We start from the raw sequence: 25,970 nt of genomic DNA on the forward strand, positions 1-25,970 counted from the left end.
GCGAGATGTCAGTCATACCGGGCCTCGGTCCACCACTGCCCGTCGGCGTGCAGGAGCAGCCAGGCCTGACCGGTGACGTCGACGACCTGCAGGCGCGCGGTGCGCCGCCCGTCGGGCGCCCACCAGCGCTCGTCGGCGGGCCAGGGCCCGGCCCACCCCTGGACCGGACGGGCCGGGCCGCCCGGGGTCGCCCGGACCGTGGCGGGCGAGGCGCTCACGGCCCCGCGCTCGGTGACACCGACGAGATGGCCGCCGCGGTCGAGCAGCTCGGCGGGGGCGGGGGCGGTGTAGACGCTCGCCGGCGCGGGCGCCGGCAGGTGCCCGGGCCAGGGCGCGTCGTCGACACGTGGCGCGGCCACGCCCCACGGGACGAGCCGCTGCCGCTCGGCCGGCCCCCGCCCGCCGACGGGCTCGGGCCGACCGACGGCGTCGTGCCCGAGGGCGGACTGGATGCGCGAGGCGGCCTGGCGCACCTGCTCGCCGGCCGGGTCCGACCACAGCCCGTCGGCGACGGCGGTGACGTCGGCGGTCTCGTCGGGCACGAGACGCACCTCGCTCACCGGGGCGCCGGGGGCCTCGGCGTCGAGGGTCCACGCGAGCCGGTCGAGCAGCGCCGCGGCGTGGAAGAACCGGGGATGGGCCCAGCGTCGCTGGAGCGTGCGCCCGGAGTCGGTGACGACCTCGACCCACACCGCGGTGCACACGAGGTGCTCGCGCTCGAGGGAGTCGACGAGCCGCTGCGCGGCCGCGCCGGCACCGGTGACGACCTGCTCGGCGCGCCGCAGCGCGTGCTCGAAGTGCGCGCTCTCCTCATGGGTCGCCGGTGGCCGCCGGGGCAGGAAGGTCGCGTCCTCGAGACCCCGCGCCGTGCGGTGGCAGCGCACCCCGTGCTCGCCGAAGCGGGCCCGCACGTCGGCCTCGTCGAGCAGGGCCAGGTCGCCGAGGGTGCGCAGCCCGAGACGGCGCCACAGGTCGGCGAGATCGGGCTCGCCGAGGGCGGTGACGGGCAGCGGCGCGAGGAAGTCGGCGGTCTGCTCGCCGGGCAGCGCCGCGCAGTCCTGGGCCCCGGTGACGCGGGCGACCTGCTCGGCGGCGAAGACCGTGTCGGCGACACCGGCCCGCACGTCGTCGACGCCGCGCCCGACGAGCCGCTCGCACAGCAGCGCCCCGACCGGCACCTCGCCCCCGTGGAAGCGGGCCGGGCCGTCGACGACGAGGGTCGCCGTGCCCGGACGGACGACCTCGACCCCGGCGACGACCTCCTCGAGGTCGGGCAGCAGGCTGGCGAAGAGCCGCTCGTCGGCGCCCGGGTCGTGGGTGAGGGTGAGCAGCTCGGGGCAGCGCGACTGCGCCTCGCGCACGCGCAGCCCGCGCCGCACGCCGAGCCCGCGGGCCGCGGCGGAGCAGGCGTGGATCTCCCCCTTCGCCACGAGCCCGATCGGCTCGCTCAGGCGAAGGGGGGAGCCCTCGCCCGCGTCCCAGACGGCCGCGCGGACCGGCCAGTCGGGGCACCACAGGACGAGCCGTCGGCCGCCGGAGGCGAGCGCGGTCGTGCCGGTGCGCACGGCGGCGCGGGCCATCAGCTCGCCGCCTCGAGCAGCCCGCGCCGGTCGCGCCGCGTGGCGTCGTCGCTCGCGCCCGGCAGGCCGACGAGGCCGTCGGGCCGCTGGACGAGCGCCACCTGACGGACGGGGGCGCTGCGCGGGCGGACCTCGGCGACGAGCTCGCGGCCGAGCAGCCGACCGCGGCCGTCGGCCAGACCGGTCCACGACTGCGAGAGCACGCGCACGCTCGCCTCGACCCCGGGCCACCGGGTCTGCTCGCCGGGGGCGTCGTCGAGCAGGACGACGAGGGCGGCGGAGCGGGCACGCAGCCGGGCGGAGAGCCGGGTGACGTCAGCGCGCGACGGGGTGTGCGGCGGGCGGACGGCGACGAGGGGGAGGGCCTCGACGAGGGTCGCGGTCGTCTCGACCCAGGTCTCGCCGGGGGAGGGCACGGCGAGGGTGCGCTCCAGGTCGAGACCCAGCCCGCGGGCCGACTCGACGCCGAGGTCGGGCAGCCCGACGAGCCCGCACCAGCGGCCCTGCGCCGAGCCGCCGGCGAGGAGGCTGAGGAGCAGGGTGTGCGAGCCGTGCACCGCGTAGGTGCAGCCCGCGACGAGCCCGCCGGGGACGAGCGCGTCGACGACCGCGGAGCGCGAGAGCGGCTCTCGGGTGCTCGTCGTACGCTCCATCGCACGCACCCGGTCTCTCAGGGCGGCGATGTCGATCTCGGGCATGACGTCATCGAACACCTGTTCGACTGGCGTGGTCAACCTCGCGTCCACCCCGTGCGCCGAGCGGCCGGATAGCCTCCAGCCATGCCCTTGCGGACGCCCCGATGAGCCTGCTCGAGCCGACCCCGTGGCTCGTGCTGCTCGCCGGTGCGCACCTCGGCTTCCAGCTGACGGTCGACCGCGTCGTCTACCCGGCGCTCGCCGAGGTCGGGCACGAGCGGTGGGCCGGTGCCCACGCCGCCCACTCGCGCCGGATCACCCCGGTCGTCGCCGTGATCTACCCGCCGCTCGTCCTCGTCGTCGCGTGGCAGCTCGTCGCGCACCCGGCCGTCGCGGCGGGCTGGCTCGCGGCTGCCGGGACGCTCGTCGCGGTCGTCACGACGGCGCTCGTCGCGGCCCCGACCCACGGTCGTCTGGGCAGGGGGGCCGACGAGCAGGAGCGTGCGCGTCTGCTGCGCCGGCTGGCCCGCGCCGACCACGTGCGCACCGCCGGTGCGCTCGTCGCCGTGGCCGGCGCGGTCCTCCTCCTCGCCTGAGCGTCGGGCACATCTGGCCCTCGCATCGAGTGAGCACGAATCGCCGTCACGCCGATGACGTAGCGGCGATCCGCGCTCACCGGACCGAGCCGTGCGACGGGCGCCGCGTCTGGTCAGGCCGCGCCGACCTCTCGTCGCCGGGCGAGCAGCCCCCGACCGGAGTCGACGAGCACGAAGACGAGCAGCGAGATCCCGACGAGCGGCAGGGCCAGGCCGATGACGACGGCCACCGCCGCGACGCCCACGAGCCCCCACCACGGGGCCCGGGCGAGAGCGCCGCGCGCCGGGGCGCGTCCGCCGACCCGTCCGGGCCGGGTGGTCCCCCGTCGCCACCACATCGCGTAGCCCCACACGACGCTCGCCGCGATGCCGCACGCGAGGACGAAGAGCGCCACCTGGTTGGCGACGCCGAAGAGGGCGCCGATGTGCAGGTCGATGCCCCAGCGAGCGAGCTTGGCGACGAAGGGGTGCTCGGCGAAGGTCACCCGGTCGGTCACCTCGAGGGTGTCGCCGTCGACGGCGACGGTGTCGACCTCGGTGGGGTAGGCGGCCCGGATCTCACGGACCACCCACGCGCTGCCCTCCGCCGCCGGGGCGGAGACCTCGACCTGGCCGGCGTCGATGCCCGCCTGCCGGGCCGCCCCGAGGACCGCGTCGAAGCTCACCGGTGCGACGCGCGGGGCCTCACCGGACCCGCCGTCGCCGTGGTGGCCCGCGTGGTGCGCACCCGCCGCGGCCGTCCCGCCCGACAGCTCGGTGTCGAGGGCCGGTGCTGACCAGCCCAGCTGCGCCCGGAGGTCGGTGACCCGCTCGCCGGCGAGCTGCGACCACGTGATGCCGGTCGCGGAGAGCCCGAGCGCCCCGATGAGCACCCACGCGCCGACCGCGGCGTGCCGGTCGCGGGTGCGCCGGTAGCCGGCCCGTCCTCGTGGGGGCAGGAGCATCTCGCGCAGCCGCCGGGTGCGCCGCAGCCGGCGCACCCACAGGCCGAGACCGGCGAGGGCGACGACCCACAGCCACGAGGCGGCGAGCTCGCTGTAGAGCCGCCCGGGCTCGCCGAGGTGGAGCCCGCGGTGCAGCTGGTCGACCCAGGTGCGTACGGGCAGCGCGCCGCTCGTGCCGTAGACGGTGAGGTCGCCGCGCACGGCGTTCGTGTACGGGTCGACGAAGATCGCCCGGCTCTCGCTCTCGCCGAGACCGGGGGCGGCGAACATCACCCGCGTCGTCGACCCGGCGTCGGGGGCGGGGCGCACGGCGGCGACGCGCTCGCCGCCCGTGTACGCCTGGGCCGTCGCCACCTGCTCGGACAGGGGGCGGTGCACGCCGGTGCCGTCGGTGCTCAGCTGCTCGGCGTAGACGACGCGCTCGATGCTCGGCGTCAGCGCGTAGATCGCCCCGGTGAGCGCGGCGACGAGGACGAAGGGGCCGACGAGCAGCCCGGCGTAGAAGTGCAGCCGCAGGAGCAGCTGCGGCAGCCATCCGCGGGCGGGGCGGTCGCGCCCGGGTGGCGCGGCAGATGGCAGGGGTGGGGTGGGGGAGGTCGTGCTCGACGTGGTCGTCGACATGGGGGGTCGCTTCCTGGTGCGTCGCCGCCCGGGCTGCCGGGTCGGCGCGATGACGAAGGGGGAGCGCTCGCGCGACGAGAGGCCGTCGCGGTGCGCGGGTGGCGAGACGGGCCGTCCATGCTGGGCACGGCAGGTGTCGCCGACGACCCCTCGCCGGAGGCGGGGGTCAGGCGAAGGAGTCGGCGAGGCCCGACGGCGGGCCCCTGCGGCTGATCTCCTGCGCGAGCTCGACGAGCCGGGCGGTCGGCAGCGCGCGGGGCGCGGGGGCCGGTCGCACGTCGGTGCCAGGTCGGGCGAGGTGCACCGGGGCGGGAGGGGCGAGGAAGGCCGCGACCGCCAGGGCGAGCACGTGCAGCCGGCGCGACACCTCCTCGCCGCGGTGCAGCGCCGCGGTCGTCACGACGGCTGCGACGAGGTGCGCGAGCCACATCGAGCTCGAGGGCATCGTGTGCGCGCCGGTCGTGGTCGTCGTCAGCAGGGCCTCGCCCTGGGCGGTGAGCCCGAGCTGGCCGAGGTGCCCGGTCTGACGCACGTGCTCGAGATGACCGGCACCGCCCGGGGCCACGCCGAGCGAGAAGAGGGTGTGGAAGAGCAGCTGGCTCACGGCCACCGAGGAGCCCAGGCGCGGCAGGGCCGGGCGCCACCGGGCGAGCAGGGTGCACGCGGGCACGGCGAGGGCGAGCGGGACGACGACCCCGAGCACGTGCGGCACGGCGCCGCCGGCTAGGACGTGCGAGCACAGGGCGACCGCGGTGGCGAGCGCGGCGGCCGCGCTCCCGCGCGCGATCGCGCCGCCCCGGCTGGTCATGCGGTGATGATGGCAGAGGTGGGCCGGGCGCGCCGGTCGGGCGCGATCAGCCCGGGTGGGGCGAGGCGCCGACGAGCCGGAGGGCGAGCGCGCCGTAGGTCTGCTCGATCTGCTCCGGGGTCTGCTGCACGCCCGGGTGGTACCAGCGGGCGACGTCGACGACGAGCGAGAGCAGCGCGAGCGCGGCCGCGTGGGTGTCCTCGACCTCGAAGTCGCCCGAGGCCACCCCTTCGTCGACGACCCCGCGCACGACCGCGTCGATCTCACGACGCAGGGTGAGCACCTCGTGCTGGTGCTCGGGGGAGAGGTGGCGGAACTCGTACTGGACGATCCGGGCCACCTGGTGCTGCTCGGCGTGCCAGCGGGCGAAGGCGCCGATCATCGAGCGGAGCGTCTCGGCCGGGGCGCTCGAGCGCGCGGCGGCGCGGGCCAGCGCGTCGCGGGCGACGGTGTGCCCCTCGCGGGAGAGCTGGAAGAGCAGGTCCTCCTTCGAGGCGAAGTGGACGTACACGCCCGCGGGGGACAGCCCGGCCCGAGAGGCGATGTCTCGGGTCGTCGTCGCGTGGAACCCCTTCGCGCCGAAGGCATCTGCCGCCGCCTCGTAGAGGCGGGACACGGTGGGCGACTCGCTCGACGGCGTCGCGGATGAGGTGCTCGTCACTTGCCCAGCATGCCCGGCGACGCCTACGCTAAGCAAGCGCTTAGCCATGCTGGGCGCGTCCCAACCACCGCGAGCGAGAGGCCATCAGGCATGCCCCGCAACATCTACGACGAGGACCACGAGTCCTTCCGCGCCTCCGTCAAGGAGTTCGTCGAGCGCACGCTCGTCCCCCGTGCGGAGGAGATGATCCGCGAGCACCGGATCCCGCGCGAGGTGTGGCTCGAGGCGGGCAAGCAGGGCTTCTTCGGCCTGACGATCCCCGAGGAGTTCGGCGGCGCGGGCATCGACGACTACCGCTTCAACGCCGTCCTCGCCGAGGAGCTCGCGGCCTTCAACGCCGCGACCGCGTCGTGCTTCGGCATCCACTCCGACATCACCGCGCCGTACGTCGTCGCGCTCGGCACCGAGGAGCAGAAGCAGCGCTGGCTGCCGACGGTCGTCACCGGCGAGACGATCCTGTCGATCGGCATGACCGAGCCCTCCGGCGGCTCCGACCTCGCCGCGCTGAAGACGACCGCCGTGCGCGCCGACGACGGCTCGGGCGACTGGGTCATCAACGGCAGCAAGACCTTCATCACCAACGGCCACCAGTGCGACCTCGCGGTCGTCGCCGCGCGGACCGACCCGACGAAGGGGGCCAAGGGCATCTCGCTCTTCGTCCTCGAGGCCGGCGACGCGGGCTTCACCAAGGGCAACCCGCTGGACAAGATCGGTCAGCCCGAGTCCGACACCTCCGAGCTCTTCTTCGACGACGTGCGCGTGCCCGCCGACCGCCTCCTCGGCCCCGAGGGCATGGGCTTCGTCGCGATGATGCAGAAGCTGCCGCAGGAGCGCCTCGGCAACGCGATCGCCAACATCGCCGGCGCCGACCAGATCCTGCGCGAGACGATCGCGTACACGAAGGAGCGCAAGGCCTTCGGCCAGCCGATCGGCACCTTCCAGCACAACAAGTTCAAGATCGCCGAGCTCGTGACGAAGGTCGAGGTCACGCAGGCCTACGTCGACGACTGCGTCACCGCGCACGCGCAGGGCCGTCTCACCGCCGTCGACGCCGCGAAGGCCAAGTGGTGGGCCGCCGAGGTCCAGTGCGGCGTGCTCGACGAGTGCGTCCAGCTGCACGGCGGGTACGGCTTCATGACCGAGTACCGCGTGGCCCGCGCCTGGCGCGACGCCCGCGTCCACAAGATCTGGGCCGGCACGAACGAGATCATGAAGGAGCTCATCGGCCGCGACCTCGGGCTGTAGCAGGTCCCCTGATTCGAAGAAGGGCCGTCACCTCGAGGTGACGGTCCTTCTTCGAATCACCGGCGAAGGGGGGGGGGTCAGCCCCCCGTCCGCGCGGCCCAGATCGCGCCGACGTGGGTCGCGTCGGTGCCGCAGCACCCCCCGACCACCTCGAGCGCCGGCAGCGAGAGCTCGAGCTCGACGTGGGCCGCGGCGAGCTCGGCCGGGTCGCCGGGGTCGAGGCTCGTCATCGCGTCGACCTCCTCGTGGCTGCGCTCGGAGGCGTTGACCTCGAGCCCACGGACGCGGTCCCACGGCCCGCTCAGCCCGGCGGCGACGTGCCGCGGGTGGGCGCAGTTGACCATGTACGCGTCCGGCGCGGCCTGGGCGTCGGTGGCCTCGACCGCCTCCTGCAGGCTCGTCCCGCCGGGCAGGCGCCCGTCGACCTCGACGGTCCAGCCCACCCGCACGGGCACCCCGACGTCGCGCGCCGCGCGCACGACGCCGACGGCCTCGCCGACGTCGGTGAGGGTCAGCACCTCGACGTGGTCAGCGCCCGCCCCTGCGAGAGCCGCGACCTGCGGGCGGTGGTACTCCGCGGCCTCGTCCGGGTCGACCCGTGCCCCCGGCCGGTAGCCGTCGCCCCTCGGGCCGATCTGCCCCACGACCCGCACGGCCGGGACGCGGTCGGACCACTGCTCGCCGATCTCGCGCAGCAGGGCGACCGCGTCGGCGTTGGCGGCGGCGAGGGCCGAGGCGTCGTCGCCGAGGAGGTCGCCCCAGTCGCTGCTCGCCCGCCAGGTCGGCGTCTCGAGCTGCAGCCCGACGCCGTGCCGCTCCGCGACCCGCGCGTAGCCCTCGTAGTACTGCCGGAGCAGGTCGCGGCCGGGCGCGTCGCGCAGCAGCACGTAGGCCGCGAAGTGCGGCAGGTCCACCCCGTGGTGGTAGATGAGGTCGGTCTCCAGACCTCCGTCGCTGACGTACTGCATGGCGATCCCCTCCCCGTCGGCCCCCCGACCAGGCAGTGTCCCGCTCGGCGGGCGAAGGGGGCCACCTCCATGACGGGAGCGGTCCCACTTCGCGGCGGTGGTCTCAAGGCTCAGGCCCTGGGGGGCCTTCGTCCCTCGACCATCGAAGGGGCTAGCGGGAGGCGAGCTCGGCGAGGACGTCGTCGACGGCGTCGTAGGAGCTCTGGAGGCCGCCCTCCATGCCCGACTCGACGACCATCTGCACGGTCTCGGGGGAGTCGTAGGTGATGACCGCGCGCAGGTGGGTGCGTCCCTCGCTCTCGGTGTATGTCGTGTCGACGAGCGAGTAGGGCGACTCGAGGTTGTCGAAGCGCTCGGTGTGCACGAGGTGGCCCGGTCGCTCGATCGTGCGGTAGTGACCGGAGAAGGACACCTCCTCGCCCGAGGAGCCGGCGCGCTGGGCGAAGTGCCACGCCCCGCCCTCGCGCAGGTCGATCTCGCAGACGGTGACCTGGCCGTGGCCGGCGCCCCACCACCGCCGCACGTGCTCGGGGGTCGTCATGACCTCGAAGACGAGATCGGCAGGGGCGTCGAAGGTGCGGGTGATGACCAGCTCCGGGCCGTCGGTGGTGACGGTGGCGCGCTCGCGGGCGCCTCGGGGTGCAGTGCTCATGGCTTCTCCTGGGTGGTGCCCTGCGTCGAGGGCGTGCTCATGGTGGCGAGGTAGTCGCCGAGGTCGTCCAGCCGTCGCTCCCAGTGCTCCCGGTAGAGCTCGAGCCACGCCGTCGCGTCCTGCAGCGGGGTGGCCTCCAGGCGGCAGCGGCGTCGCTGCCTGTCGGGGGTCTTCGAGATCAGCCCGGCCCGCTCGAGCACCGAGAGGTGCTTGGAGATGGCGGGCAGGGACATGGCGAAGGGCTGCGCCAGCTCGCTCACCGTGGCCTCGCCGTCGCCCAAGCGCGTGAGGATCGCGCGCCGGGTCGGGTCGGCCAGGGCGGCGAAGGTGGTGCTCAGCTCGTCTGCCATGTGATTAACCTAGCGGTTGATTAACCAGGTGGTCAACGACTGGGCCGGTCCCGCCGGCTCCCGTCCCCGCACCCCCCAGGGGGCGTCGGGGCCGCAGGGCGTGGTGAGAGGATGGGGGTGATGACGCAGCCAGCCCCGACCACCGCGCCCGTGGGCGCCCATGTCCTCACCGTGTCGGACCGCTCGGCCCGTGGTGAGCGCGAGGACCTGTCCGGTCCGGCCGGTCGCGAGGCCCTCGAGGGTGCCGGCTTCGTCGTGACGACCTCGGTCGTGCCGGACGGCGCCGACAGCGTGCGCGACGAGCTGCGGCGGGTGCTCGCCGAGGGGGTGCGCGTCGTGGTCTCGACCGGGGGCACCGGTGTCGGCCCGCGCGACCGCACGCCCGAGGGCACGCGCGAGGTCCTCGACGCCGAGCTGCCCGGCGTCGCCGAGGCGATCCGCGCCCACGGCGCGACGAAGACCCCGCACGCCGTCCTCACCCGTGGTCTCGCCGGCGTCGTCCACGCGACGGCAGACCACCCCGGTGCCGTCGTCGTCAATCTGCCCGGCAGCCCGAAGGCGGTGCGCGAGGGCCTCGAGGTCGTCGTCCCGCTGCTGGCCCACCTGCTCGACCAGCTCCACGGAGGCGATCACCGATGACCTGGCGCGCCCAGATCGCGACCGACCCGATCGACCTGACGGCCCTCATGGCCGAGGTGGGCGGCCCCTCGCACGGGGCTGTCTCCACCTTCGTCGGGCAGGTCCGCGACCACGACCCGGAGGCGTCCGGCGAGGTCGTCTCGCTCGACTACTCCGCGCACCCTGACGCGGGCCGTGTCATCGACGACGTCGTCTCCGCCGCGGTCGCCGCCGGTGATCCCGACGGCCAGGCCCAGGTCGTCGCCGTGCACCGCGTCGGCCACCTCGAGGTCGGCGACCTCGCCCTCGTCGTGCTCGTCGCGAGCGCGCACCGCGACCTCGCGATCACCCTGTGCCGCGACGTCGTCGAGGCGGTCAAGCACGGCGTGCCGATCTGGAAGAAGCAGCACGAGGTCGACGGCAGCCACCAGTGGAGCGGGCTCTCGTGCTGACCGACGGCCACGGACGCGTCCACCGGGACTTGCGGGTCTCGCTCACCGACCGGTGCAACCTGCGCTGCACCTACTGCATGCCCGCCGAGGGCATGCCCTGGCTGCCCACCCCCGACCTGCTGACGACCGACGAGCTCCTGCGCGTCATCGAGGTCGCGGTCGCGGCCGGCATCACCGAGGTCCGGCTCACCGGTGGCGAGCCGCTGCTGCGCCCCGACGTCGTCGACGTCGTCCGCGGCGTGGCCGCGATGAGCGGCGAGCACGGCCCGGTCGAGGTCTCGCTGACCTCCAACGCGCTGCGCCTGCCCAAGCTCGCCCAGCCCCTGGCCGACGCCGGCCTCGCCCGGGTCAACATCAGCCTCGACACCCTGCGGGCGGACCGCTTCGCCTCGATGACGCGGCGCGACCGCTTCGAGGACACGATGGCCGGCATCGCCGCAGCCGACGCAGCCGGTCTCGCCCCCATCAAGATCAACACCGTGCTCATGCGCGGCGTCAACGACGACGAGGCCGGCGACCTGCTGCGGTGGGCCCTCGACCACGGCTACGAGCTGCGCTTCATCGAGCAGATGCCGCTCGACGGCGGTCACACGTGGCAGCGCTCGGAGATGATCACCGCCGCCGAGATCCTCGGGTGGCTGCGCGAGGACTTCGACCTCGTCGAGATGCCCGGTCGCGGGGCGGCCCCGGCCGAGCGCTTCGTCGTCGACGGCGGCCCCGGCACGGTCGGGATCATCGCGTCGGTGACGATGCCCTTCTGCGGGGCGTGCGACCGGCTGCGCCTCACCGCCGACGGCCAGCTGCGCTCGTGCCTCTTCGCCCGCGGCGAGACCGACCTGAGGACCCCCCTTCGCGACGGGTCCTCCGAGGAGGAGGTCACCGCGCTGCTCCACTCGTGCCTCGCGGGCAAGCGCCCCGGTCACGGCATCGACGAGCCCGGATTCCTCCAGCCACCGCGCCCGATGAGCGCGATCGGCGGCTGATCAGCCCCCGGCGAAGGGGGGCAGCACGTCGACGACCGAGCCGGTCGGCACCTGCGGGTCCTCGCCCTGGGCGTTGCGCCCGTCGACGAGCACCGCGCACCGCGGCAGCACGCGCGCCACGGCGTCGCCGTGACGCTCGACCGTCGCGGCGAGCACCGCGGACAGCAGGCCCTCGGGCACCTGCTCCTCCTCGACGCCGGCGGCTTCCGCCGCCCCGCCGAACCACCTGACCTGCACGCTCATGACTGCTCCTCCGGCACCGGGGGTGCCTGCTCGATCGTCGCGACGATGGCCCGCCGCAGGGCGACCTGGTCGACCTCCTCGCCGCGCGCCTGCGCCGCACCGACGGCCAGGCCGAGGACGTAGGACGACACCGGCGCGAGCGGCCGGTCGTAGCCGTGGGCGACCTGCTTGGTGAGGACGTGGATGCCGGCGACGTCGACGAGATCGGGGTCGACCGCGACCGCCTCGCAGGCCATCTCGACCCACTGCCGCCAGCGCTGCACGGTCGCGGCGTCGCCGCGCAGCCGCGGCTCGCGGGGGGCGTCGGCCGGGCGCTGCGCCTGCCAGGTCCGGGCGTCCGTCGGGGTGTCGATGTCGGCGACCGCGGCCGGGTCGACGGCGACGGTGGTGAGGCGCAGCGAGGACAGCAGGGCCTTCATCGAGCGGTTGCGCACGGTGTCGAGAGACTCGACCGCGCCGCGCAGCGCCGCCGTGCGGTGGATGCCGAAGAGCCACTGCGGGTGCTCGGCGTCACCGGCCAGGCAGATACCGTCGACGTCGTCCTCTCCGTCCTCGTCCGCGCGGGCCGCCGCCTCGAGCAGGGTGGCGATGCCGGCGGCGGGGTCGGCGAGATCGCTCGCGAGGAGCAGGGTCCACCGCGCGGGGCTCGTCACGGCCTGCAGCCCGGCGTCGGTGCCGGCCGCCGGGCCGCCGGACGGGGGGTCCTCGAGCGTGCGCACCACGTCGTCGGGGGCGTCGATGCCTCGCCCGACGAGCACGCGGGTCGACGCCGACCCGGTCGCCGCGAGGACGCGGTCGAGCAGGCGCTCGCCGTCGACGGTGAGGTCCGCCTTGACCGCTCCTCCGAGGCGCGAGCCGGCGCCGCCGGCGACGACGACGACGTCGTACTCGACGGCGCTCATGCGTGGTCCTGCGTCTCGGGGCGGGTCCACGACCCGGAGCGCCCGCCCTGCTTGCTCAGCACGCGGATGTCGGTGATGCGGGCGGTGCGGTCGACGCCCTTGACCATGTCGACGACGGCGAGCGCTGCGACGCTCACGCTCGTCAGCGCCTCCATCTCGACACCGGTGCGGTCGGCGGTGCGCACCGTCGCGACGACGTCGACCCCCGTGTCGGTGATCGTCAGGTCGACGGTGCACCCGTGCACGCCGATGACGTGGGCGAGGGGGAGCAGCTCCGGGGTCTTCTTCGCGGCCTGGATGCCCGCGACGCGGGCGACGGCGAGCACGTCCCCCTTCGGCACGGCGCCGTCGCGCAGCAGGGCGACGACCTCCGGCGCGACCCGCACCGACCCGGCGGCGGTCGCGGCCCGGACGGTCGGCGACTTCTCGGTGACGTCGACCATGCGGGCGTGCCCGCCCTCGTCGAGATGGGTGAGGGGGTGGCTCATGCCAGGCTCCTGATCGTCAGGAGGTCGCCCGGGGCGACCTCGGTGGTCTCCTCGGGCACCTCGGCGAGCGCGTCGGCACCGGCGAGCGAGGTCACCATGTGCGACGCCGACCCCCGGCGGTGCGACGGGGTCGCGAGAGGGCGCAGGTCCTCGCCCTGGGTGATGCGCACCGGGACGAGCTGGCGCCGACCGGGCGGCGAGCGCCACCCGGTCGCGGCGACGGCGCGGGTGGTCGGGCGCGGCGCCCGGCCGAGCAGCGCGTCGAGGAGCGGCCGCACGACGACCTCGAAGGAGATGGCCGCGCTCACCGGGTTGCCCGGGAGCGCGACGACCGGGGTGCCCTGCCAGAGCGCCCAGCCCTGGGGCTTGCCCGGCTGGACGCGCACGTGACGGTAGGTCGCGCCCGCGTGCTCGGTGAGCACGTCGCGGGCCACGTCGTAGGCGCCGACGCTCGCCCCACCGGTGAGGACGACGACGTCGGCCTGCGCGGCGAGCTCGTCGAGGGCCCGCACGACGAGGGCGGCGTCGTCGCGCACCGTGGGCGGCACGACGACGTCGGCGCCCTGCTCGCGGGCGGTCGCCGCGAGGTGCGTCGCGTTGGACTCGTAGACCTGACCACGCCCCAGCTCGCCACCGGGGGCGACGAGCTCGTCGCCGGTCGCGGCGACGGCGACGACCGGTCGGCGGCGCACGGGCACCTCGGCGTGCCCGGCGGCGGCGACGGACGAGAGGACCCGTGCGGTGAGCGTGGTGCCGGGCTCGGCGACGAGGTCGCCGGCCTGGAGGTCCTCGCCGGCCCCGCGGACGTGGGCGCCCTGCCCGCGCTCGGGGGCTGCGGTGACGTGGACCCGCTGCTCGCCGCCGTCGGTGAGCTCGACGGGCACGATCGTGTCGGCGTCGCCCGGCACGGGTGCGCCGGTCATGATCCGCACGCACTCGCCCGGCCCGATCGCCGGGTCGTGCGGCGAGCCCGCGGGCACCTCGCCGACGACGGCCAGCTCGACGGGCGCGTCCGCGACGTCCGCCCAGCGCACGGCGTAGCCGTCCATCGCCGAGTTGGCGAAGGCCGGGACCTGGCCGCGCGCGGTGACCGCGCCCGCGAGCACGCGGCCGTGGGCGTCGTCGAGCGCGACGACCTCGACCGGGGTCGGGCCGGGCACGAGGCGCAGGACCTCGGCGACGTACTGCTCGAGCGTCAACAGCTCGCGGGTGGTGCTCACGGGTGCCTGCTCCTAGTAGCGGGGGAGAGAGGGGTCGACCTCGTCGACCCACGCGAGCATGCCGCCGTCGAGCACCTCGAGCTGCTCGTAGCCGTGGGCTCGCAGGGTCGCGGCGGCCAGGGTCGCGCGCGGCCCGGCCTTGCACACGAGGACGACGGTGCGGTCGCGCGGGACGCCGAGCGCGTCGGGGTCGCCGTCGCGCAGGGTGGCCAGGGGGATGTGCGCCGAGCCCGGCACCATCCCGAAGGCGATCTCGGCCGGCTCGCGCACGTCGAGGACGAAGGGGGAGCCCGGCGCCTCGACGAGGGCGGCGAGGGCGGTCGCGCTCACGGTCGTCGTCTCCGGCGCGGCCGGGGGAGCGGGGGCGGCCGGCCGCCGCACCGCGGCGTCGTACCGACCCGACGGGGCGAGGGGGATGGAGCGCTGCGTGCTCGACATGCTGTCGACGTACAGGACGCGGCCCAGCAGCGGCTCCCCGGACCCGGTGACGAGCTTGATCGCCTCGCTCGTCATCATCGACCCGATCTGCCCGACGAGCGCACCGAGCACCCCGGCGTCGCCGCAGGCCGGGACCGACCCCGGCTCGGGCGGGTCCGGGAAGAGGTCGCGCAGGCCGACCGCGGGCAGCCCCTCGGGCGCAGCGGTCCAGAAGGTCGTCACGTGCGCGGCGGTGCGGTACACGGCGGCCCACACGAGCGGCACGCCGAGCTCGGCGCAGGCGGCGTCGACGGCGTACCGCGTCTCGAAGTTGTCGCTGCCGTCGAGGACGAGGTCGTGCCCGGCGAGGACCTCGCGGGCGTTCTCGTCGGTGATGCGCACGTGCCGTCCGACGACGTCGCAGTCGGGGTTGAGCCCGCGCACGCGGTCGACGGCGCTCTCGACCTTCGACAGGCCGACCGACATCGCGTCGTGGATGACCTGGCGCTGGAGGTTCGTCGCGTCGACGGAGTCGTCGTCGACGACGGTGATCGCGCCGACCCCGGCGGCCGCGAGGTAGAGCAGGGCGGGGGAGCCCAGGCCGCCCGCGCCGACGACCGCGACCCGGGCCGCGAGCAGCCGGCGCTGGCCCGTCTCGCCGATGCTCGGCAGCAGCAGGTGCCGTGCGTACCGGGTCAGCTGGTCCGGGCTCAGGGGCGGTCCTGGCTCGACGAGGGCGGGGAAGGGCATGGGTCGACGGTACGTCGTCTCGGGGGGCGTCGCGCTGCTCGGGGTGGGGATCAGCGGCGGGTCAGCTCGGGCTTGTCCCACCCGCGGCGGGGTGCCCGGCTGCCCGTGCCGCGGCCCGGACGGCTGTCGCGTGACCGGTAGACGAGGTAGGGCCGGGTGAGGTAGCCGATCGGTGCGCTGAAGACGTGGACGAGCCGGGTGAAGGGCCACATCGCGAAGAGGATCATCGCGGTGAGCGCGTGCAGCTGGAAGCCGAGCGGTGCGGCGGCCATGAGATCGGGCTCGGGCGCGAAGGTGAAGATGCTGCGCCACCACACCGACACCCCTTCGCGGTAGTCGTACTCGCCGCCGAAGCGCAGGAGCGAGCCCGCGATCGTGTTCCAGATCCCGAGGACCATGACGAGCCCGAGGAAGAGGTACATGACCTTGTCGTTGAGCGTCGTCGCGCTGAAGACCGGCCCGGTGGTGCGGCGGCGGTAGACGAGGATGACGAGCCCGGCGACGGCGGCCAGCCCCGCGGGGATGCCGCCCGCCAGCGCGACGACGTGGTACGTGTGCGCGCTGATGCCCAGCGCGTCGGTCGCGACCTTCGGGATGACGAGGCCGATGACGTGGCCGGCGACGACCCCGAGCATCCCGAAGTGGAAGAGCGGGCTGCCGATCCGCAGCAGCCGGTCCTCGTAGAGCTGCGAGGAGCGGGTGGTCCACCCGAACTTGTCGTAGCGGTATCGCCAGACGTGCCCGACGACGAAGGTCGCGAGGGTGAGGTACGGGACGATGACCCAGAGGAAGGTGCTCACCGGGGTGCTCCTACGGGGATGGTCGGGCCGGGCGTGAGCGCCTGCGGCGGGGTGGGGCGAAGGGGGTCCGCGGCGGCGCTGCCGCAGGTGGTGCCCGAGGTGCGCGCGAGGTGCTCCTCGACCGCCGGGTCGTGGGTGTAGGGGGACTGGTCGATGCCGACGTCCTCCTGGGGCGGGCCCTGCGCGACGAGCCGGGCGAGGGCCTGCTCGTCGTCGTCGCCGAGCGCGGGCAGGGTGGCCCGCAGCGCCTGGACGACGGGCAGCCACGGCGAGGCCTTGCCCTTGAGCGCCGTGTGCAGCAGCTCGACGCCGACGCGGTGGTCGTTGAGCAGCCGCCACGCGGTGGCCGCGTCGACGGTCGCGCCGAGCTCGAGGACGACGCACAGGTGGTCGGGCAGCTCCGCGCCCTCGTCGGCGAGCTCGACGCCCGCACGGCGGTAGGCCTGCTTGAACTGCACGAGCGCGGCACCGCGCTTGCGGGTGTCGCCGTGCAAGAAGTACGTGAGGTGCAGGGCGCACCGGCGGGTGACGTCGAAGGTGTCGACGTACTGCGCCTGGAGCTCGCGAAGGGGGGTGCTCTCGAGGTGGTCGACGACGCCGGTGAGGCGGTCGCCGACGCCGGGGGGCAACCCCTTCGCGCTCTCCCGCAGGACGGGCAGGAGCGTCAGGAGGCGCTCGTCGGGGTAGTCGAGGAGGAGCGAGATGATCTGCCACGCGTCGGCCTGGGCGCGCTCGTCGAGGGCGGGTGCGCTGCGGCGGTGGCGCCGCCACGGCATCACGGCCGATCACCGGACCCTCGGGTCGGGAACATGCCCTCGGGGGTGCCCTTGCCGTCCCAGTTGAGCAGGTTGACGCGCCCGGACTTGCTGCCGCCGCCGACGAGCTGGTCGGAGGTCTGGCGCTCGGCGAGCATGTGGAAGTTCTCCACCGCGACCGGGGTCGTGCCGCCGCGCCCGGAGCCCTCGCCGAAGGGGCCGGAGAGGTCGTCGAGCTCGGTGTCGTAGCCCGAGACCGCGCAGTCCGTCGCGAGCTCCTCGAGCCCGTGCGCCTGCTCGCCGTGGGCGGTGGGGATGACGTAGCGCTCGTCGTACTTCGCCAGGGCGAGCAGGCGGAACATCTCGTACATGTCCTCCTCCTCCATCCCGACGGCCGCGGGGATCTCGCCGCGCGGGTCACGCCCGAGGTTGATGTCGCGCATGTAGGAGCGCATCGCCGCGAGCTTCTTGAGGACCTCGTCGACGGGTCGGACGTCGCCGGCGGTGAAGAGGTTGGCGAGGTACTCGACGGGGATGCGCAGGGTGTCGATGGCGGCGAAGAGGTTGTCCGCGTCCTCGCCGTCGTGCCCGGTCTCGGTGACGACGTCGACGACGGGCGACAGCGGCGGGATGTACCAGACCATCGGCATCGTGCGGTACTCCGGGTGCAGGGGCAGGGCCACCTTGTAGTCCATGATGAGCCGCCGCACGGGCGAGGCCTTCGCGGCCTCGACCCAGTCACCGGGGATGCCGGCCCGCTCGGCCTCGCGCTGCACCTCGGGGTCGAAGGGGTCGAGGAAGACCGAGCGCTGCGCCTCGTAGAGGTCGTGGTCGTCCTCCACCGAGGCCGCGTCGAGGACGCGGTCGGCGTCGTAGAGCATGATCCCGATGTAGCGCAGCCGCCCGACGCAGGTCTCGGCGCACACCGTGGGGATGCCGACCTCGACCCGGGGGTAGCAGAAGGTGCACTTCTCGGCCTTGCCGGTCTTGTGGTTGAAGTAGACCTTCTTGTACGGGCAGCCGGTGACGCACATCCGCCAGCCGCGGCAGCGGTCCTGGTCGACGAGGACGATGCCGTCCTCCTCGCGCTTGTAGATCGCGCCGGAGGGGCAGGACGCCGCGCAGCTGGGGTTGAGGCAGTGCTCGCAGATCCGCGGCAGGTAGAACATGAAGGTCTGGTCGAACTCGAACCTCACCTTGTCCTCGATGCCCTTGAGCATCGGGTCCTTCACGGCGTGCTCCATGCTGCCGCCGAGGTCGTCGTCCCAGTTCGCCGACCACGAGACGTTCATCGGCTTGCCCGAGATGAGCGAGTAGGGGCGGGCGACGGGGAAGGTCTTCTGCGCCGGGGCGTCGAGGAGGGTCTCGTAGTCGTAGGTCCAGGGCTCGTAGTAGTCCTGGATGCTCGGCATCTTGGGGTTGGAGAAGATGTTGAGCAGCTTGTTCAGCCGCCCGCCGGCGCGCAGGCGCAGCCGGCCGTTGGCGGCGCGCTCCCAGCCGCCCTTCCACTCGTCCTGGTCCTCGTACCCGCGGGGGTAGCCCAGACCGGGCCGGGTCTCGACGTTGTTGAACCACACGTACTCGGTGCCGGCTCGGTTGGTCCACGCCTGCTTGCAGGTGACCGAGCACGTGTGGCACCCGATGCACTTGTCGAGGTTCATCACCATCGCCATCTGGGCCATGACTCGCATGTCAGTACTCCACGTCCTGGTCGGTGCGGCGGCGGATCGTCGTGACCTCGTCGCGGTTGTTGCCCGTCGGGCCGATGTAGTTGAAGAAGTAGGACAGCTGCGCGTAGCCGCCGATGATGTGGCTCGGCTTGAGCAGGATCCGCGTGAGGCTGTTGTGGATGCCGCCCCGCTTGCCGTCGGTCTCCGTGAGCGGCACGTCGATGAGCCGGTCCTGGGCGTGGTGCATGTAGACCGTGCCCTCGGGCATCCGGTGGCTGACGACGGCCCGGGCCGCGACGACGCCGTTGCGGTTGACCGCCTCGATCCAGTCGTTGTCGCGCACGCCGATCTTCGCCGCGTCGACATCCGACATCCACACCGTCTGACCGCCGCGGCTCAGGCTGAGCATGAAGAGGTTGTCCTGGTACTCGGAGTGGATCGACCACTTGTTGTGCGGGGTGAGGTAGCGCACCGACAGCGCGATGCCGCGGCCCTCCTCCTCGACCTGCTCGCCGAGCGGGGTCTCGCCGAAGAGCCGGGTCATGTCGAGCGGTGGCCGGTAGACCGGCAGCGCCTCGCCCATCCCGAGCATCCAGTCGTGGTCGACGTACATCTGCTGGCGACCGGTGAGGGTGTGGAAGGGCTTGTGCCGCTCGATGTTGATGGTGAAGGGGGAGTAGCGCCGTCCGCCGGACTCGCTGCCCGACCACTCCGGCGAGGTGATGACCGGCACCGGCGCGGCCTGGGTGTCGGCGAAGGTGATCTGCTTGCCCTCGTGCTCCGACGCGAGGTCGTGCAGCTGGGTCCCCGTGCGCTTCTCGAGGAAGCGGAAGCCCTGAGTGGCGAGGTGGCCGTTGCTCACGCCCGAGAGGTGCAGGATCGCGTCGGCGACCTGGATGTCGGTCTCCATCCGCGGCTGCCCGGCCCCGGCGCCCGTGCGGGCGACTCCGTGACGCCCGCGCAGCAGGTCGATCTCGCGCCCCACCTCGTAGCGCACGCCCTTGGTGAGCATCCCGGCCTTCTCCATGAGCGGGCCGATCGAGGTCATCTTCTCGTAGGTCGCGGGGTAGTCGCGGGTGACCTCGACGAGGACCGGCATGGTCTTCCCGGGGACCGGGTCGCACTCCCCCTTCGCCCAGTCCTGGACGCGGCCGTGCACGGTCGCCATCGCCTCGGGGGTGTCGTGCCACAGCGGCTTGGCGACGACGTCGGTGCGGGTGCCGAGGTGGTCGACGGCGAGCTCGGAGAAGCGCTTGGCGATCGTCTTCCACGTCTCCCAGTCGCTCTTGGACTGCCACGGGGGAGCGATCGCGGGGTTGAAGGAGTGCACGAAGGGGTGCATGTCCGTCGTGTTGATGTCGTGCTTCTCGTACCAGGTCGCGGCCGGGAGGACGACGTCGGAGAGCAGCGTCGAGCTCGTCATCCGGAAGTCGAGGGTGAGGAGCAGGTCGAGCTTGCCCTCCGGTGCCCGCTCGGGCCAGACGACCCCCTCGGGGCGCATCGACTCGGGCGCCTCGGCGGCCCGCACGGCGTTGTCGGTGCCGAGGAGGTGCTTGAGGAAGTACTCGTTGCCCTTCGCCGAGGAGCCGAAGAGGTTGGCCCGCCACAGCGAGAGGACCCGGGGGTGGTTGTCGGGGGCCTCGGGGTCCTCGACGGCCAGGCGCAGGGTGCCGGCCTTGAGCGCGGAGGCGACGTACTCGCCGACCGGCACCCCGGCCTCCTTCGCCTCGTCGGAGACGGCGAGCGAGCTGCGGTCGAACTGCGGGTAGGAGGGGGTCCACCCGAGGCGGGCCGACTGGACGAGCAGGTCCATCGTCGAGCGGCCGGCGAAGACGCCGGTGCTGCCGTTGACCTCGTCGGCGGTGAAGGTGTCGTAGCGGTACTGGCTCGTGTTGACGTACCAGTACGCCGTCTGGTTCATGTGGCGCGGCGGGCGCATCCAGTCCAGCGCGAAGGCCATGTGCTGGAAGCCCATGATCGGGCGGACCTTCTCCTGCCCGACGTAGTGCGCCCAGCCCCCGCCGTTGCGGCCCTGGCAGCCGGTGATCGTCGTGAGGACGAGCATGGCGCGGTAGATCTGGTCGGAGTGGTACCAGTGGTTGGTGCCGGCGCCCATGAGGATCATGCCGCGACCGGTCGTGTCGATGGCGTTCTGCGCCCACTCGCGGGCCAGCCGGACGATCTGCTCGAGCGGCACGCCGGAGATCTCGGCGCCCCACGCGGGGGTGGCCGGCACCCCCGGGTCGTCGTAGCCCGTCGGCCAGGCGCCGGGCAGGCCGTCGCGGGCGACGCCGTACTGGGCGAGCATGAGGTCGAGGACGGTCGTCACGAGGTGGTCGCCGACCCGTCGCACGGGGACGCCGCGGCGCTCCTCGCGCACGGCGCCGGCGACGTTGTCGAAGCGGGGCAGCTCGACCTCGACCGCGTCGGGTGACCCGTAGAGGGACAGGCGCGGGCGGATGTCGCCGAGCTCGAGGTTCCACCGGCCGGCACCCTCGTCACCGAATCGGTGCCCGATGGAGCCGTTGGGGATGACGACCTCGTCGGTGCGCTCGTCGATGACCGCCGTCTTCCACATGGCGTTCTCGCTCGTGCTCTCGGCGCAGTCGATGTCGCCGGCGACGAGGAACTTGCCCGGGCGGTAGGAGGTCGCGCCGTCCGTCGTGACCGCCTCGAGGCTGACGAGGTAGGGCAGGTCGGTGTACTGCTGGTTGTACTCGGTGAAGAAGTCGACCTGACGGTCGGCGAAGTACTCCTTGAGCACGACGTGCCCCATCGCCATCGCGAGGGCGCCGTCGGTGCCGGGCGCGGCGGCGACCCACTCGTCGGCGAACTTGACGTTCTCGGCATAGTCCGGGGCGACCGCGACGACCTTCTGACCGCGGTACCGGGCCTCGGCCATCCAGTGCGCGTCCGGCGTGCGGGTGAGCGGGACGTTCGAGCCCCACATGATGAGGTACCCGGCGTCCCACCAGTCACCCGACTCGGGGACGTCGGTCTGGTCGCCGAACATCTGCGGCGAGGCGTTGGGCAGGTCGGCGTACCAGTCGTAGAAGGAGAGCATCGGGGCGCCGATGAGCTCGTTGAAGCGGGCGCCGGAGGCGTAGCTGACCGGTGACATCGCCGGGATGGGGGAGAAGCCGGCGATCCGGTCCGGGCCCCAGCGCTTGATCGTGTAGACGTACGCGGCGGCCACCATGTCGGTGACCTCCTCCCACGTGGCCCGCACGAGACCGCCCTTGCCGCGCGCGCTCTTGTAGCGTCGGGCGGCCTCCTCGTCCTGCACGACCGAGCCCCACGCGACGACGGGGTCGCCGTAGCGGGCCCGGGCCTCGCGGTACATCTCGAGCAGCACGCCGCGCACGTAGGGGTAGCGCACCCGGGTGGGCGAGTACGTGTACCAGGAGAAGGCGGCACCGCGGGGGCACCCGCGCGGCTCGTACTCGGGACGGTCGGCCCCGGTGCTCGGGTAGTCGGTCTGCTGCGCCTCCCACGTGATGATCCCGTCCTTGACGTAGACCTTCCACGAGCACGACCCGGTGCAGTTGACGCCGTGGGTGCTGCGCACGACCTTGTCGTGGCTCCAGCGGTCGCGGTAGAAGGAGTCGCCGCTGCGTCCGCCCTCGACGAACATCGCGCGCTGGTCGGGCGAGATGCCGGCCCGGGTGAAGAAGCGGCGGGTGCCGACGAGCGCCTCGGAGATCGGGCCGTCGAGACCGGCCGAGCGCGGGGGCGTCGGGGTCGAGGGCGTGGGCGAAGGGGTCATGCGGTGCCTCCAGATCGAGAGAAGGGGGCCCGGGTCGTCACGTGGGCCAGGCAGCGGTGGGGCTCGACGAAGGGCTCGAGCGAGAGCTCGGTCTCGGTCTCGCCGAAGACCTCGAGGGTGCCGCGCATGAGTCCTCGGTGGACCCCGCACACCACCTCGGGGTTGGTGCGGGCGAGCGAGAGGAAGGGGCAGCTCTCGAGGGTGACCTCGGCGGTGCGCCCGGAGCTGTCGGTGCGCAGGTTCGGGGTGTAGCCCCACTCGCGCAGGACGTCGATCATCAGGCCGACCTTGCTCAGCCACACCCCGGGGCTGCGAGCCGGCTCGCTCGAGGGGGAGTGGTGCACCAGCGACGGCGCGTGGGTGTGCGCCCACGCGGCGCCGGCCTCCTCAGGCGTCATCGGCGCGCCGTCGCTGCGCACGAACATCTCGGCGAGCAGACCGGCGAGGACCTTGTATCCCTCGGCGTCCTTCGTCGGCTCGAGCTCGCCCGGCGCGACGGCGTAGCGCTTGCTCGGGCGTCCGGCGCCCGAGGAGCGCACGAAGTGGCTCGTGAGGATGCCGGCCCCGACGAGCTGGTCGAGGTGGAAGCGCACGGTCGTCGTGTGCAGGCCGACGAGCTCACCGAGCTCCTTGGCGGTGAGGCCGTCCTCACGGACGGCGGGCTCGAGGTTGGCGAGCGTGTCGACGATGTCGCGACGCACCGCCGACCGGAGCAGGCCGGCGCCCTCGTCCCCCGGCGGGACCGGGGGCTGGGACGGGAGTCGGGTGACGTTCACGCGCTCAGTCTGGCAGATAAAAAGCAATGACCGGACACCTGGTCCGGCGCGTCGACCGCGGCCCTATTCGGCAACGCCGACAGGTCGTAATTCCCTGCTACGGCAGGGTTTGTCACGCGTTCAACCATCTGCGACCGGGCCGTCGTAGACGTGGTCGAAGGGGGTCTGCGCCGGGTGTAGGGTCATTTTTAAGCGATTAAAAGGAGACGTCCGAGAGGGCGTCCGGGCTCACGAGGAGCACCCATGGCGGCAGCGCAAGCAGCACGTCCGGCACCCATGCAGACCGGCGGCGCCGGCTACCGCGGGGCCACCCGCGTGCTCGTCATGTCGAGCACGGCCTTCACCCTGATGTTCGCCGTGTGGCTGATGTTCGGCGTCCTCGGCGTGCCGATCCAGGCCGAGCTCGGTCTCAGCGAGCCCCAGCTCGCGTGGATCTCCGCGGTCGCGGTGCTCAACGGCTCGATGTGGCGCCTGCCGGCCGGCATGCTCGCCGACCGGGTGGGCGGCCGGGTCGTGACGATCGCGATGCTCCTGCTCACCGCGATCCCGTGCTTCCTCGTCACCCAGGCGGGCAGCTACGCCACCCTGCTCGTCCTCGCCTTCCTCGTCGGCTTCGCCGGCAACCTCTTCAGCGTCGGCGTCGCGTGGAACTCCGCGTGGACCCCCAAGGAGCACCAGGGCTTCGCGCTCGGCGTCTTCGGTGCGGGCAACGTCGGCGCGTCGGTCACCAAGCTGCTGCTCGTCCTCGCCCCCGGCCTGCTCACGGCCACCGCCGGGGCGACCTATCTCGGCGTGGTCGAGGGAGGGTGGCGGGTCATCCCGGCCATCTACTCGGTCGCGCTCGTCGTCGTCGCGCTGCTCACCTACCTCGTCGTCCCGCGGCAGGACCGGATGGCGGGCCAGGGCAAGCCGTTGCGGGCGATGCTCGCCCCGCTGCGCGAGCTGCGGGTGTGGCGCTTCAGCCTCTACTACGCCGCCGTCTTCGGCGCCTACGTCGCGCTCTCGGCCTGGATGCCGCACTACTACGTGACCACCTTCGGGGTCGAGCTGCGCACGGCAGCCCTGCTCACCGCGCTCTTCATCTTCCCGGCCTCGCTGCTTCGCCCGCTCGGCGGCTGGGTCTCGGACCGGGTCGGGGCCCGGCGGGTCATGTACGCGACCTTCGTCGTCATGCTCCTCGCGAGCGGCGTCCTCATGATGCCGAACGGGCACCTCGTCGTCGTCCACGCCGACGGCTCGACGAGCGAGCACCTCGCCTACGGCCTGGGCATCGCCCCCTTCACCGCCCTCCTCGTGCTCCTCGGGTGCGCGATGGGCATCGGCAAGGCCGCCGTCTTCAAGCACATCCCCGAGTACTTCCCCGACAACGTCGGCTCGGTCGGCGGGCTCGTGGGGATGCTCGGCGGGCTCGGGGGCTTCTTCCTGCCGCTGCTCTTCGCCTACACGAAGCAGTGGAGCGGCTTCCCGACGAGCACCTTCTTCGTCGTCTTGGTCCTCACGGCCGTCTGCCTCGCGTGGATGCACCTCACGGTCGTACGGATGCTCCACGACGAGTCGCCCGAGCTCGCCGACCACTTCGAGGCGCCGCAGGGCGCCCTCGCCACCCGCTGATCCTCACCCCTTCGCGCAGACAAGGACACCACCGATGAGCAGCACGACCCCCACCGCCCGAGCAGGTCGCACCGGAGGCGAGTGGCTCCAGTCCTGGGATCCCGAGGACGAGCAGAGCTGGGACAAGCCGCTGGCCTGGCGCACCCTGTGGATCACGACCTTCTGCCTCACCCTCGCCTTCGTCGCGTGGTTCCTGCCGAGCGCGATCATCCCCAAGCTCACGGCGCTCGGCTACGACCTCAACGCCTCGCAGCTGTACTGGATGGCCGCGATGCCGGGTCTGGCCGCCGGGCTCTTCCGGCTCGTGTGGATGGTGCTGCCCCCGATCATGGGCACCCGCAAGATGGTCGCGCTCACGACGCTGCTCCTCGTCTTCTCCACGCTCGGCTGGGGCGTGCGGGTCCAGCAGCCCACCGCGCCGTACTGGGAGCTCATGACCCTCGCCTTCCTCGCCGGCATCGGCGGCGGCGCCTTCTCGGGCTTCATGCCGAGCACGAGCTACTTCTTCCCGAAGCGGATGCAGGGCACCGCCCTGGGGCTGCAGGCCGGGCTGGGCAACTTCGGCGTCTCGCTGGTGCAGCTGCTCACGCCCTACCTCATCGCGCTCAGCGGTCTGGCGATCTTCGGCGGCAGCCAGATGCTCTCGGCGCCGGGCAAGGAGCCGACGCAGGTGTGGTTCCAGAACGCCGCCTTCGTGTGGATCCCGCTCATGGTGCTCGGCGCCGTCCTCGCGTGGACGATGCTGCGCTCGGTGCCGGTGCAGGCCAACATCCGTCAGCAGTTCGACATCTTCGGCAACCAGGACACCTGGTGGATGACGCTGCTCTACATCATGACCTTCGGCACCTTCTCTGGCCTGTCGGCGCAGTTCGGCCTCCTCATGGCCAACCTCTACGGCAGCGGCAACGACGCGATCGTCACCGGGGCGGGCGCCAGCGCCCAGCTCCTCGTCCCGGGCTACGAGGTGCCCGACGTCGTCAAGTACGTCTTCCTCGGCCCGCTCGTCGGCGCCGGCGCGCGCGTGCTCTTCGCGCCGCTCACCGACCGGATGGGCGGGGCGGTCTGGACGCTCGTCTCCGGCATCGGCCTCGTCGCCTCGATCGCCTTCACGATGACGGCCCTCACCCCCGACACGACCTCGGCAGCCACCCTCGAGGCAGGCTTCACGAAGTTCTTGTGGGGGATGCTCGCGATCTTCCTCTTCTCGGGCATCGGCAACGCCTCGACCTTCAAGCAGATGCCGATGATCTTCGAGCGCCGTCAGGCCGGTGGCGTCATCGGCTGGACCGCCGCCATCGCGGCCTTCGGGCCCTTCTTCTTCGGGGTCGGCGTGACGACCTTCGGGGCGCTCGCCTTCTACGGCATCGGCATCGCCTGGGCGCTCATGTGCATCGCCATCACGTGGTGGCGATACGCCCGCCCGGGGGCGCCGAAGAAGAGCTGACCTGGCAGGACAGGG

General features: G+C 73.3%; 25 protein-coding genes. 7 read left to right on the forward strand and 18 right to left on the reverse strand.

Annotation, left to right across the window (positions count from 1 at the left end; all coding sequences use genetic code 11):
- Window positions 1-8: 8 nt before the first annotated feature.
- Entirely contained in the window at window positions 9-1,580 is a 1,572-nt protein-coding gene (locus tag LIV55_RS15075; RefSeq protein ID WP_229300792.1) for a DNA polymerase Y family protein, read from the reverse strand.
- Entirely contained in the window at window positions 1,580-2,278 is a 699-nt protein-coding gene (gene imuA', locus LIV55_RS15080) for a DnaE2-dependent mutagenesis accessory factor ImuA' (RefSeq protein WP_148041522.1), read from the reverse strand. Before imuA' ends, LIV55_RS15075 begins: the two co-directional genes overlap by 1 nt.
- Window positions 2,279-2,379: 101 nt before the next feature.
- Between imuA' and LIV55_RS15085 the strand changes: the two genes are divergently transcribed.
- A complete protein-coding gene (locus tag LIV55_RS15085) occupies window positions 2,380-2,811 on the forward strand; it encodes a DUF1772 domain-containing protein (protein ID WP_229300793.1) in 432 nt (143 codons plus the stop codon).
- 113 nt (window positions 2,812-2,924) lie between these two features.
- Here the strand turns inward: LIV55_RS15085 and LIV55_RS15090 are convergent, their stop codons facing one another.
- From LIV55_RS15090 to LIV55_RS15100, 3 genes are all read right to left on the reverse strand, one after another.
- Window positions 2,925-4,376 (reverse strand): PepSY-associated TM helix domain-containing protein, encoded by a 1,452-nt coding sequence (locus LIV55_RS15090; RefSeq protein ID WP_229300794.1) that lies wholly within the window; start codon window positions 4,374-4,376, stop codon window positions 2,925-2,927.
- Between the two features lie 166 nt (window positions 4,377-4,542).
- Entirely contained in the window at window positions 4,543-5,184 is a 642-nt protein-coding gene (locus LIV55_RS15095) for a hypothetical protein (protein ID WP_229300795.1), read from the reverse strand.
- A gap of 46 nt (window positions 5,185-5,230) precedes the next feature.
- Entirely contained in the window at window positions 5,231-5,845 is a 615-nt protein-coding gene (locus LIV55_RS15100; protein WP_224766963.1) for a TetR/AcrR family transcriptional regulator, read from the reverse strand.
- Between the two features lie 90 nt (window positions 5,846-5,935).
- On the opposite strand from LIV55_RS15100, the gene LIV55_RS15105 reads away from it, so the two are divergent.
- Window positions 5,936-7,090, forward strand: a complete 1,155-nt coding sequence (locus tag LIV55_RS15105) for an acyl-CoA dehydrogenase family protein (RefSeq protein ID WP_123090977.1) — start codon at window positions 5,936-5,938, stop codon at window positions 7,088-7,090.
- Window positions 7,091-7,167: 77 nt separating this feature from the next.
- Here LIV55_RS15105 and LIV55_RS15110 read toward each other — a convergent pair whose 3' ends face one another.
- The 3 genes from LIV55_RS15110 to LIV55_RS15120 all read right to left on the reverse strand — a co-directional run bounded on the left by LIV55_RS15110 (window position 7,168) and on the right by LIV55_RS15120 (window position 9,060).
- Window positions 7,168-8,058 (reverse strand): homocysteine S-methyltransferase family protein, encoded by an 891-nt coding sequence (locus LIV55_RS15110; protein WP_229300796.1) that lies wholly within the window; start codon window positions 8,056-8,058, stop codon window positions 7,168-7,170.
- Window positions 8,059-8,209: 151 nt separating this feature from the next.
- Window positions 8,210-8,710 (reverse strand): SRPBCC family protein, encoded by a 501-nt coding sequence (locus LIV55_RS15115; RefSeq protein ID WP_229300797.1) that lies wholly within the window; start codon window positions 8,708-8,710, stop codon window positions 8,210-8,212.
- Entirely contained in the window at window positions 8,707-9,060 is a 354-nt protein-coding gene (locus LIV55_RS15120) for an ArsR/SmtB family transcription factor (protein WP_229300798.1), read from the reverse strand. Before LIV55_RS15120 ends, LIV55_RS15115 begins: the two co-directional genes overlap by 4 nt.
- A 120-nt stretch (window positions 9,061-9,180) precedes the next feature.
- On the opposite strand from LIV55_RS15120, the gene LIV55_RS15125 reads away from it, so the two are divergent.
- The 3 genes from LIV55_RS15125 to moaA are packed head-to-tail and all read left to right on the forward strand — an operon-like array spanning window position 9,181 to window position 11,113.
- Window positions 9,181-9,699 (forward strand): MogA/MoaB family molybdenum cofactor biosynthesis protein, encoded by a 519-nt coding sequence (locus LIV55_RS15125; protein ID WP_123090973.1) that lies wholly within the window; start codon window positions 9,181-9,183, stop codon window positions 9,697-9,699.
- Window positions 9,696-10,130, forward strand: coding sequence for a molybdenum cofactor biosynthesis protein MoaE (locus LIV55_RS15130; protein WP_068273737.1), 435 nt, complete (start codon window positions 9,696-9,698; stop codon window positions 10,128-10,130). Before LIV55_RS15125 ends, LIV55_RS15130 begins: the two co-directional genes overlap by 4 nt.
- The gene (gene moaA / locus LIV55_RS15135) at window positions 10,124-11,113 is read left to right on the forward strand and encodes a GTP 3',8-cyclase MoaA (protein ID WP_229300799.1); all 990 of its coding nucleotides are present in this window, start codon (window positions 10,124-10,126) and stop codon (window positions 11,111-11,113) included. The genes LIV55_RS15130 and moaA overlap by 7 nt, the downstream gene beginning before the upstream one ends.
- Here moaA and LIV55_RS15140 read toward each other — a convergent pair whose 3' ends face one another.
- Genes LIV55_RS15140 through LIV55_RS15185 form a run of 10 tightly spaced genes read right to left on the reverse strand, consistent with a single transcriptional unit; the run spans window position 11,114 to window position 22,900 of the window.
- Window positions 11,114-11,356, reverse strand: a complete 243-nt coding sequence (locus LIV55_RS15140) for a MoaD/ThiS family protein (protein WP_068273741.1) — start codon at window positions 11,354-11,356, stop codon at window positions 11,114-11,116.
- Window positions 11,353-12,258 (reverse strand): NTP transferase domain-containing protein, encoded by a 906-nt coding sequence (locus tag LIV55_RS15145; protein ID WP_123090972.1) that lies wholly within the window; start codon window positions 12,256-12,258, stop codon window positions 11,353-11,355. The genes LIV55_RS15140 and LIV55_RS15145 overlap by 4 nt, the downstream gene beginning before the upstream one ends.
- Entirely contained in the window at window positions 12,255-12,746 is a 492-nt protein-coding gene (gene moaC, locus LIV55_RS15150; RefSeq protein ID WP_123090971.1) for a cyclic pyranopterin monophosphate synthase MoaC, read from the reverse strand. The genes LIV55_RS15145 and moaC overlap by 4 nt, the downstream gene beginning before the upstream one ends.
- The gene (locus LIV55_RS15155) at window positions 12,743-13,966 is read right to left on the reverse strand and encodes a molybdopterin molybdotransferase MoeA (protein WP_191564373.1); all 1,224 of its coding nucleotides are present in this window, start codon (window positions 13,964-13,966) and stop codon (window positions 12,743-12,745) included. Before LIV55_RS15155 ends, moaC begins: the two co-directional genes overlap by 4 nt.
- Window positions 13,967-13,978: 12 nt before the next feature.
- Window positions 13,979-15,133 carry a ThiF family adenylyltransferase gene (locus LIV55_RS15160; protein WP_229300800.1) on the reverse strand — a complete coding sequence of 385 codons (1,155 nt, stop codon included), beginning with the start codon at window positions 15,131-15,133 and terminating at the stop codon, window positions 13,979-13,981.
- Window positions 15,134-15,183: 50 nt separating this feature from the next.
- Complete coding sequence (gene narI / locus LIV55_RS15165) at window positions 15,184-15,933, reverse strand: respiratory nitrate reductase subunit gamma (RefSeq protein WP_229300801.1); 750 nt, start codon at window positions 15,931-15,933, stop codon at window positions 15,184-15,186.
- Window positions 15,930-16,709 (reverse strand): nitrate reductase molybdenum cofactor assembly chaperone, encoded by a 780-nt coding sequence (gene narJ / locus LIV55_RS15170; RefSeq protein ID WP_229300802.1) that lies wholly within the window; start codon window positions 16,707-16,709, stop codon window positions 15,930-15,932. Before narJ ends, narI begins: the two co-directional genes overlap by 4 nt.
- A complete protein-coding gene (gene narH / locus LIV55_RS15175; RefSeq protein ID WP_229300803.1) occupies window positions 16,709-18,379 on the reverse strand; it encodes a nitrate reductase subunit beta in 1,671 nt (556 codons plus the stop codon). Before narH ends, narJ begins: the two co-directional genes overlap by 1 nt.
- 1 nt (window position 18,380) lies before the next feature.
- Window positions 18,381-22,124 carry a nitrate reductase subunit alpha gene (locus LIV55_RS15180; protein WP_123090966.1) on the reverse strand — a complete coding sequence of 1,248 codons (3,744 nt, stop codon included), beginning with the start codon at window positions 22,122-22,124 and terminating at the stop codon, window positions 18,381-18,383.
- Entirely contained in the window at window positions 22,121-22,900 is a 780-nt protein-coding gene (locus LIV55_RS15185) for a helix-turn-helix transcriptional regulator (protein WP_123090965.1), read from the reverse strand. The genes LIV55_RS15180 and LIV55_RS15185 overlap by 4 nt, the downstream gene beginning before the upstream one ends.
- A 243-nt stretch (window positions 22,901-23,143) precedes the next feature.
- Between LIV55_RS15185 and LIV55_RS15190 the strand changes: the two genes are divergently transcribed.
- Window positions 23,144-24,511, forward strand: a complete 1,368-nt coding sequence (locus LIV55_RS15190) for an MFS transporter (protein WP_229300804.1) — start codon at window positions 23,144-23,146, stop codon at window positions 24,509-24,511.
- A 34-nt stretch (window positions 24,512-24,545) separates the two neighbouring features.
- A complete protein-coding gene (locus LIV55_RS15195) occupies window positions 24,546-25,955 on the forward strand; it encodes an MFS transporter (protein WP_229300805.1) in 1,410 nt (469 codons plus the stop codon).
- Window positions 25,956-25,970: the final 15 nt, after the last annotated feature.

Origin of the sequence: Janibacter melonis (genome assembly GCF_020567375.1) — a bacterium.
In the GTDB taxonomy this organism is placed as follows: domain Bacteria; phylum Actinomycetota; class Actinomycetes; order Actinomycetales; family Dermatophilaceae; genus Marihabitans; species Marihabitans melonis.

Excerpts from the sequence above, each read along its gene's own strand:
- LIV55_RS15140 (WP_068273741.1), bottom strand. The coding sequence starts at position 11,356 with ATGAGCGTGCAGGTCAGGTGGTTCGGCGGGGCGGCGGAAGCCGCCGGC.
- LIV55_RS15180 (WP_123090966.1), bottom strand. The coding sequence starts at position 22,124 with ATGACCCCTTCGCCCACGCCCTCGACCCCGACGCCCCCGCGCTCGGCC.
- LIV55_RS15190 (WP_229300804.1), top strand. The coding sequence starts at position 23,144 with ATGGCGGCAGCGCAAGCAGCACGTCCGGCACCCATGCAGACCGGCGGC.
- narH (WP_229300803.1), bottom strand. The coding sequence starts at position 18,379 with ATGCGAGTCATGGCCCAGATGGCGATGGTGATGAACCTCGACAAGTGC.
- LIV55_RS15125 (WP_123090973.1), top strand. The coding sequence starts at position 9,181 with ATGACGCAGCCAGCCCCGACCACCGCGCCCGTGGGCGCCCATGTCCTC.
- LIV55_RS15130 (WP_068273737.1), top strand. The coding sequence starts at position 9,696 with ATGACCTGGCGCGCCCAGATCGCGACCGACCCGATCGACCTGACGGCC.
- moaC (WP_123090971.1), bottom strand. The coding sequence starts at position 12,746 with ATGAGCCACCCCCTCACCCATCTCGACGAGGGCGGGCACGCCCGCATG.
- LIV55_RS15145 (WP_123090972.1), bottom strand. The coding sequence starts at position 12,258 with ATGAGCGCCGTCGAGTACGACGTCGTCGTCGTCGCCGGCGGCGCCGGC.
- LIV55_RS15085 (WP_229300793.1), top strand. The coding sequence starts at position 2,380 with ATGAGCCTGCTCGAGCCGACCCCGTGGCTCGTGCTGCTCGCCGGTGCG.
- LIV55_RS15090 (WP_229300794.1), bottom strand. The coding sequence starts at position 4,376 with ATGTCGACGACCACGTCGAGCACGACCTCCCCCACCCCACCCCTGCCA.
- LIV55_RS15120 (WP_229300798.1), bottom strand. The coding sequence starts at position 9,060 with ATGGCAGACGAGCTGAGCACCACCTTCGCCGCCCTGGCCGACCCGACC.
- LIV55_RS15075 (WP_229300792.1), bottom strand. The coding sequence starts at position 1,580 with ATGGCCCGCGCCGCCGTGCGCACCGGCACGACCGCGCTCGCCTCCGGC.
- LIV55_RS15105 (WP_123090977.1), top strand. The coding sequence starts at position 5,936 with ATGCCCCGCAACATCTACGACGAGGACCACGAGTCCTTCCGCGCCTCC.
- LIV55_RS15160 (WP_229300800.1), bottom strand. The coding sequence starts at position 15,133 with ATGCCCTTCCCCGCCCTCGTCGAGCCAGGACCGCCCCTGAGCCCGGAC.
- LIV55_RS15115 (WP_229300797.1), bottom strand. The coding sequence starts at position 8,710 with ATGAGCACTGCACCCCGAGGCGCCCGCGAGCGCGCCACCGTCACCACC.
- imuA' (WP_148041522.1), bottom strand. The coding sequence starts at position 2,278 with ATGCCCGAGATCGACATCGCCGCCCTGAGAGACCGGGTGCGTGCGATG.
- LIV55_RS15195 (WP_229300805.1), top strand. The coding sequence starts at position 24,546 with ATGAGCAGCACGACCCCCACCGCCCGAGCAGGTCGCACCGGAGGCGAG.
- LIV55_RS15095 (WP_229300795.1), bottom strand. The coding sequence starts at position 5,184 with ATGACCAGCCGGGGCGGCGCGATCGCGCGCGGGAGCGCGGCCGCCGCG.
- narJ (WP_229300802.1), bottom strand. The coding sequence starts at position 16,709 with ATGCCGTGGCGGCGCCACCGCCGCAGCGCACCCGCCCTCGACGAGCGC.
- LIV55_RS15110 (WP_229300796.1), bottom strand. The coding sequence starts at position 8,058 with ATGCAGTACGTCAGCGACGGAGGTCTGGAGACCGACCTCATCTACCAC.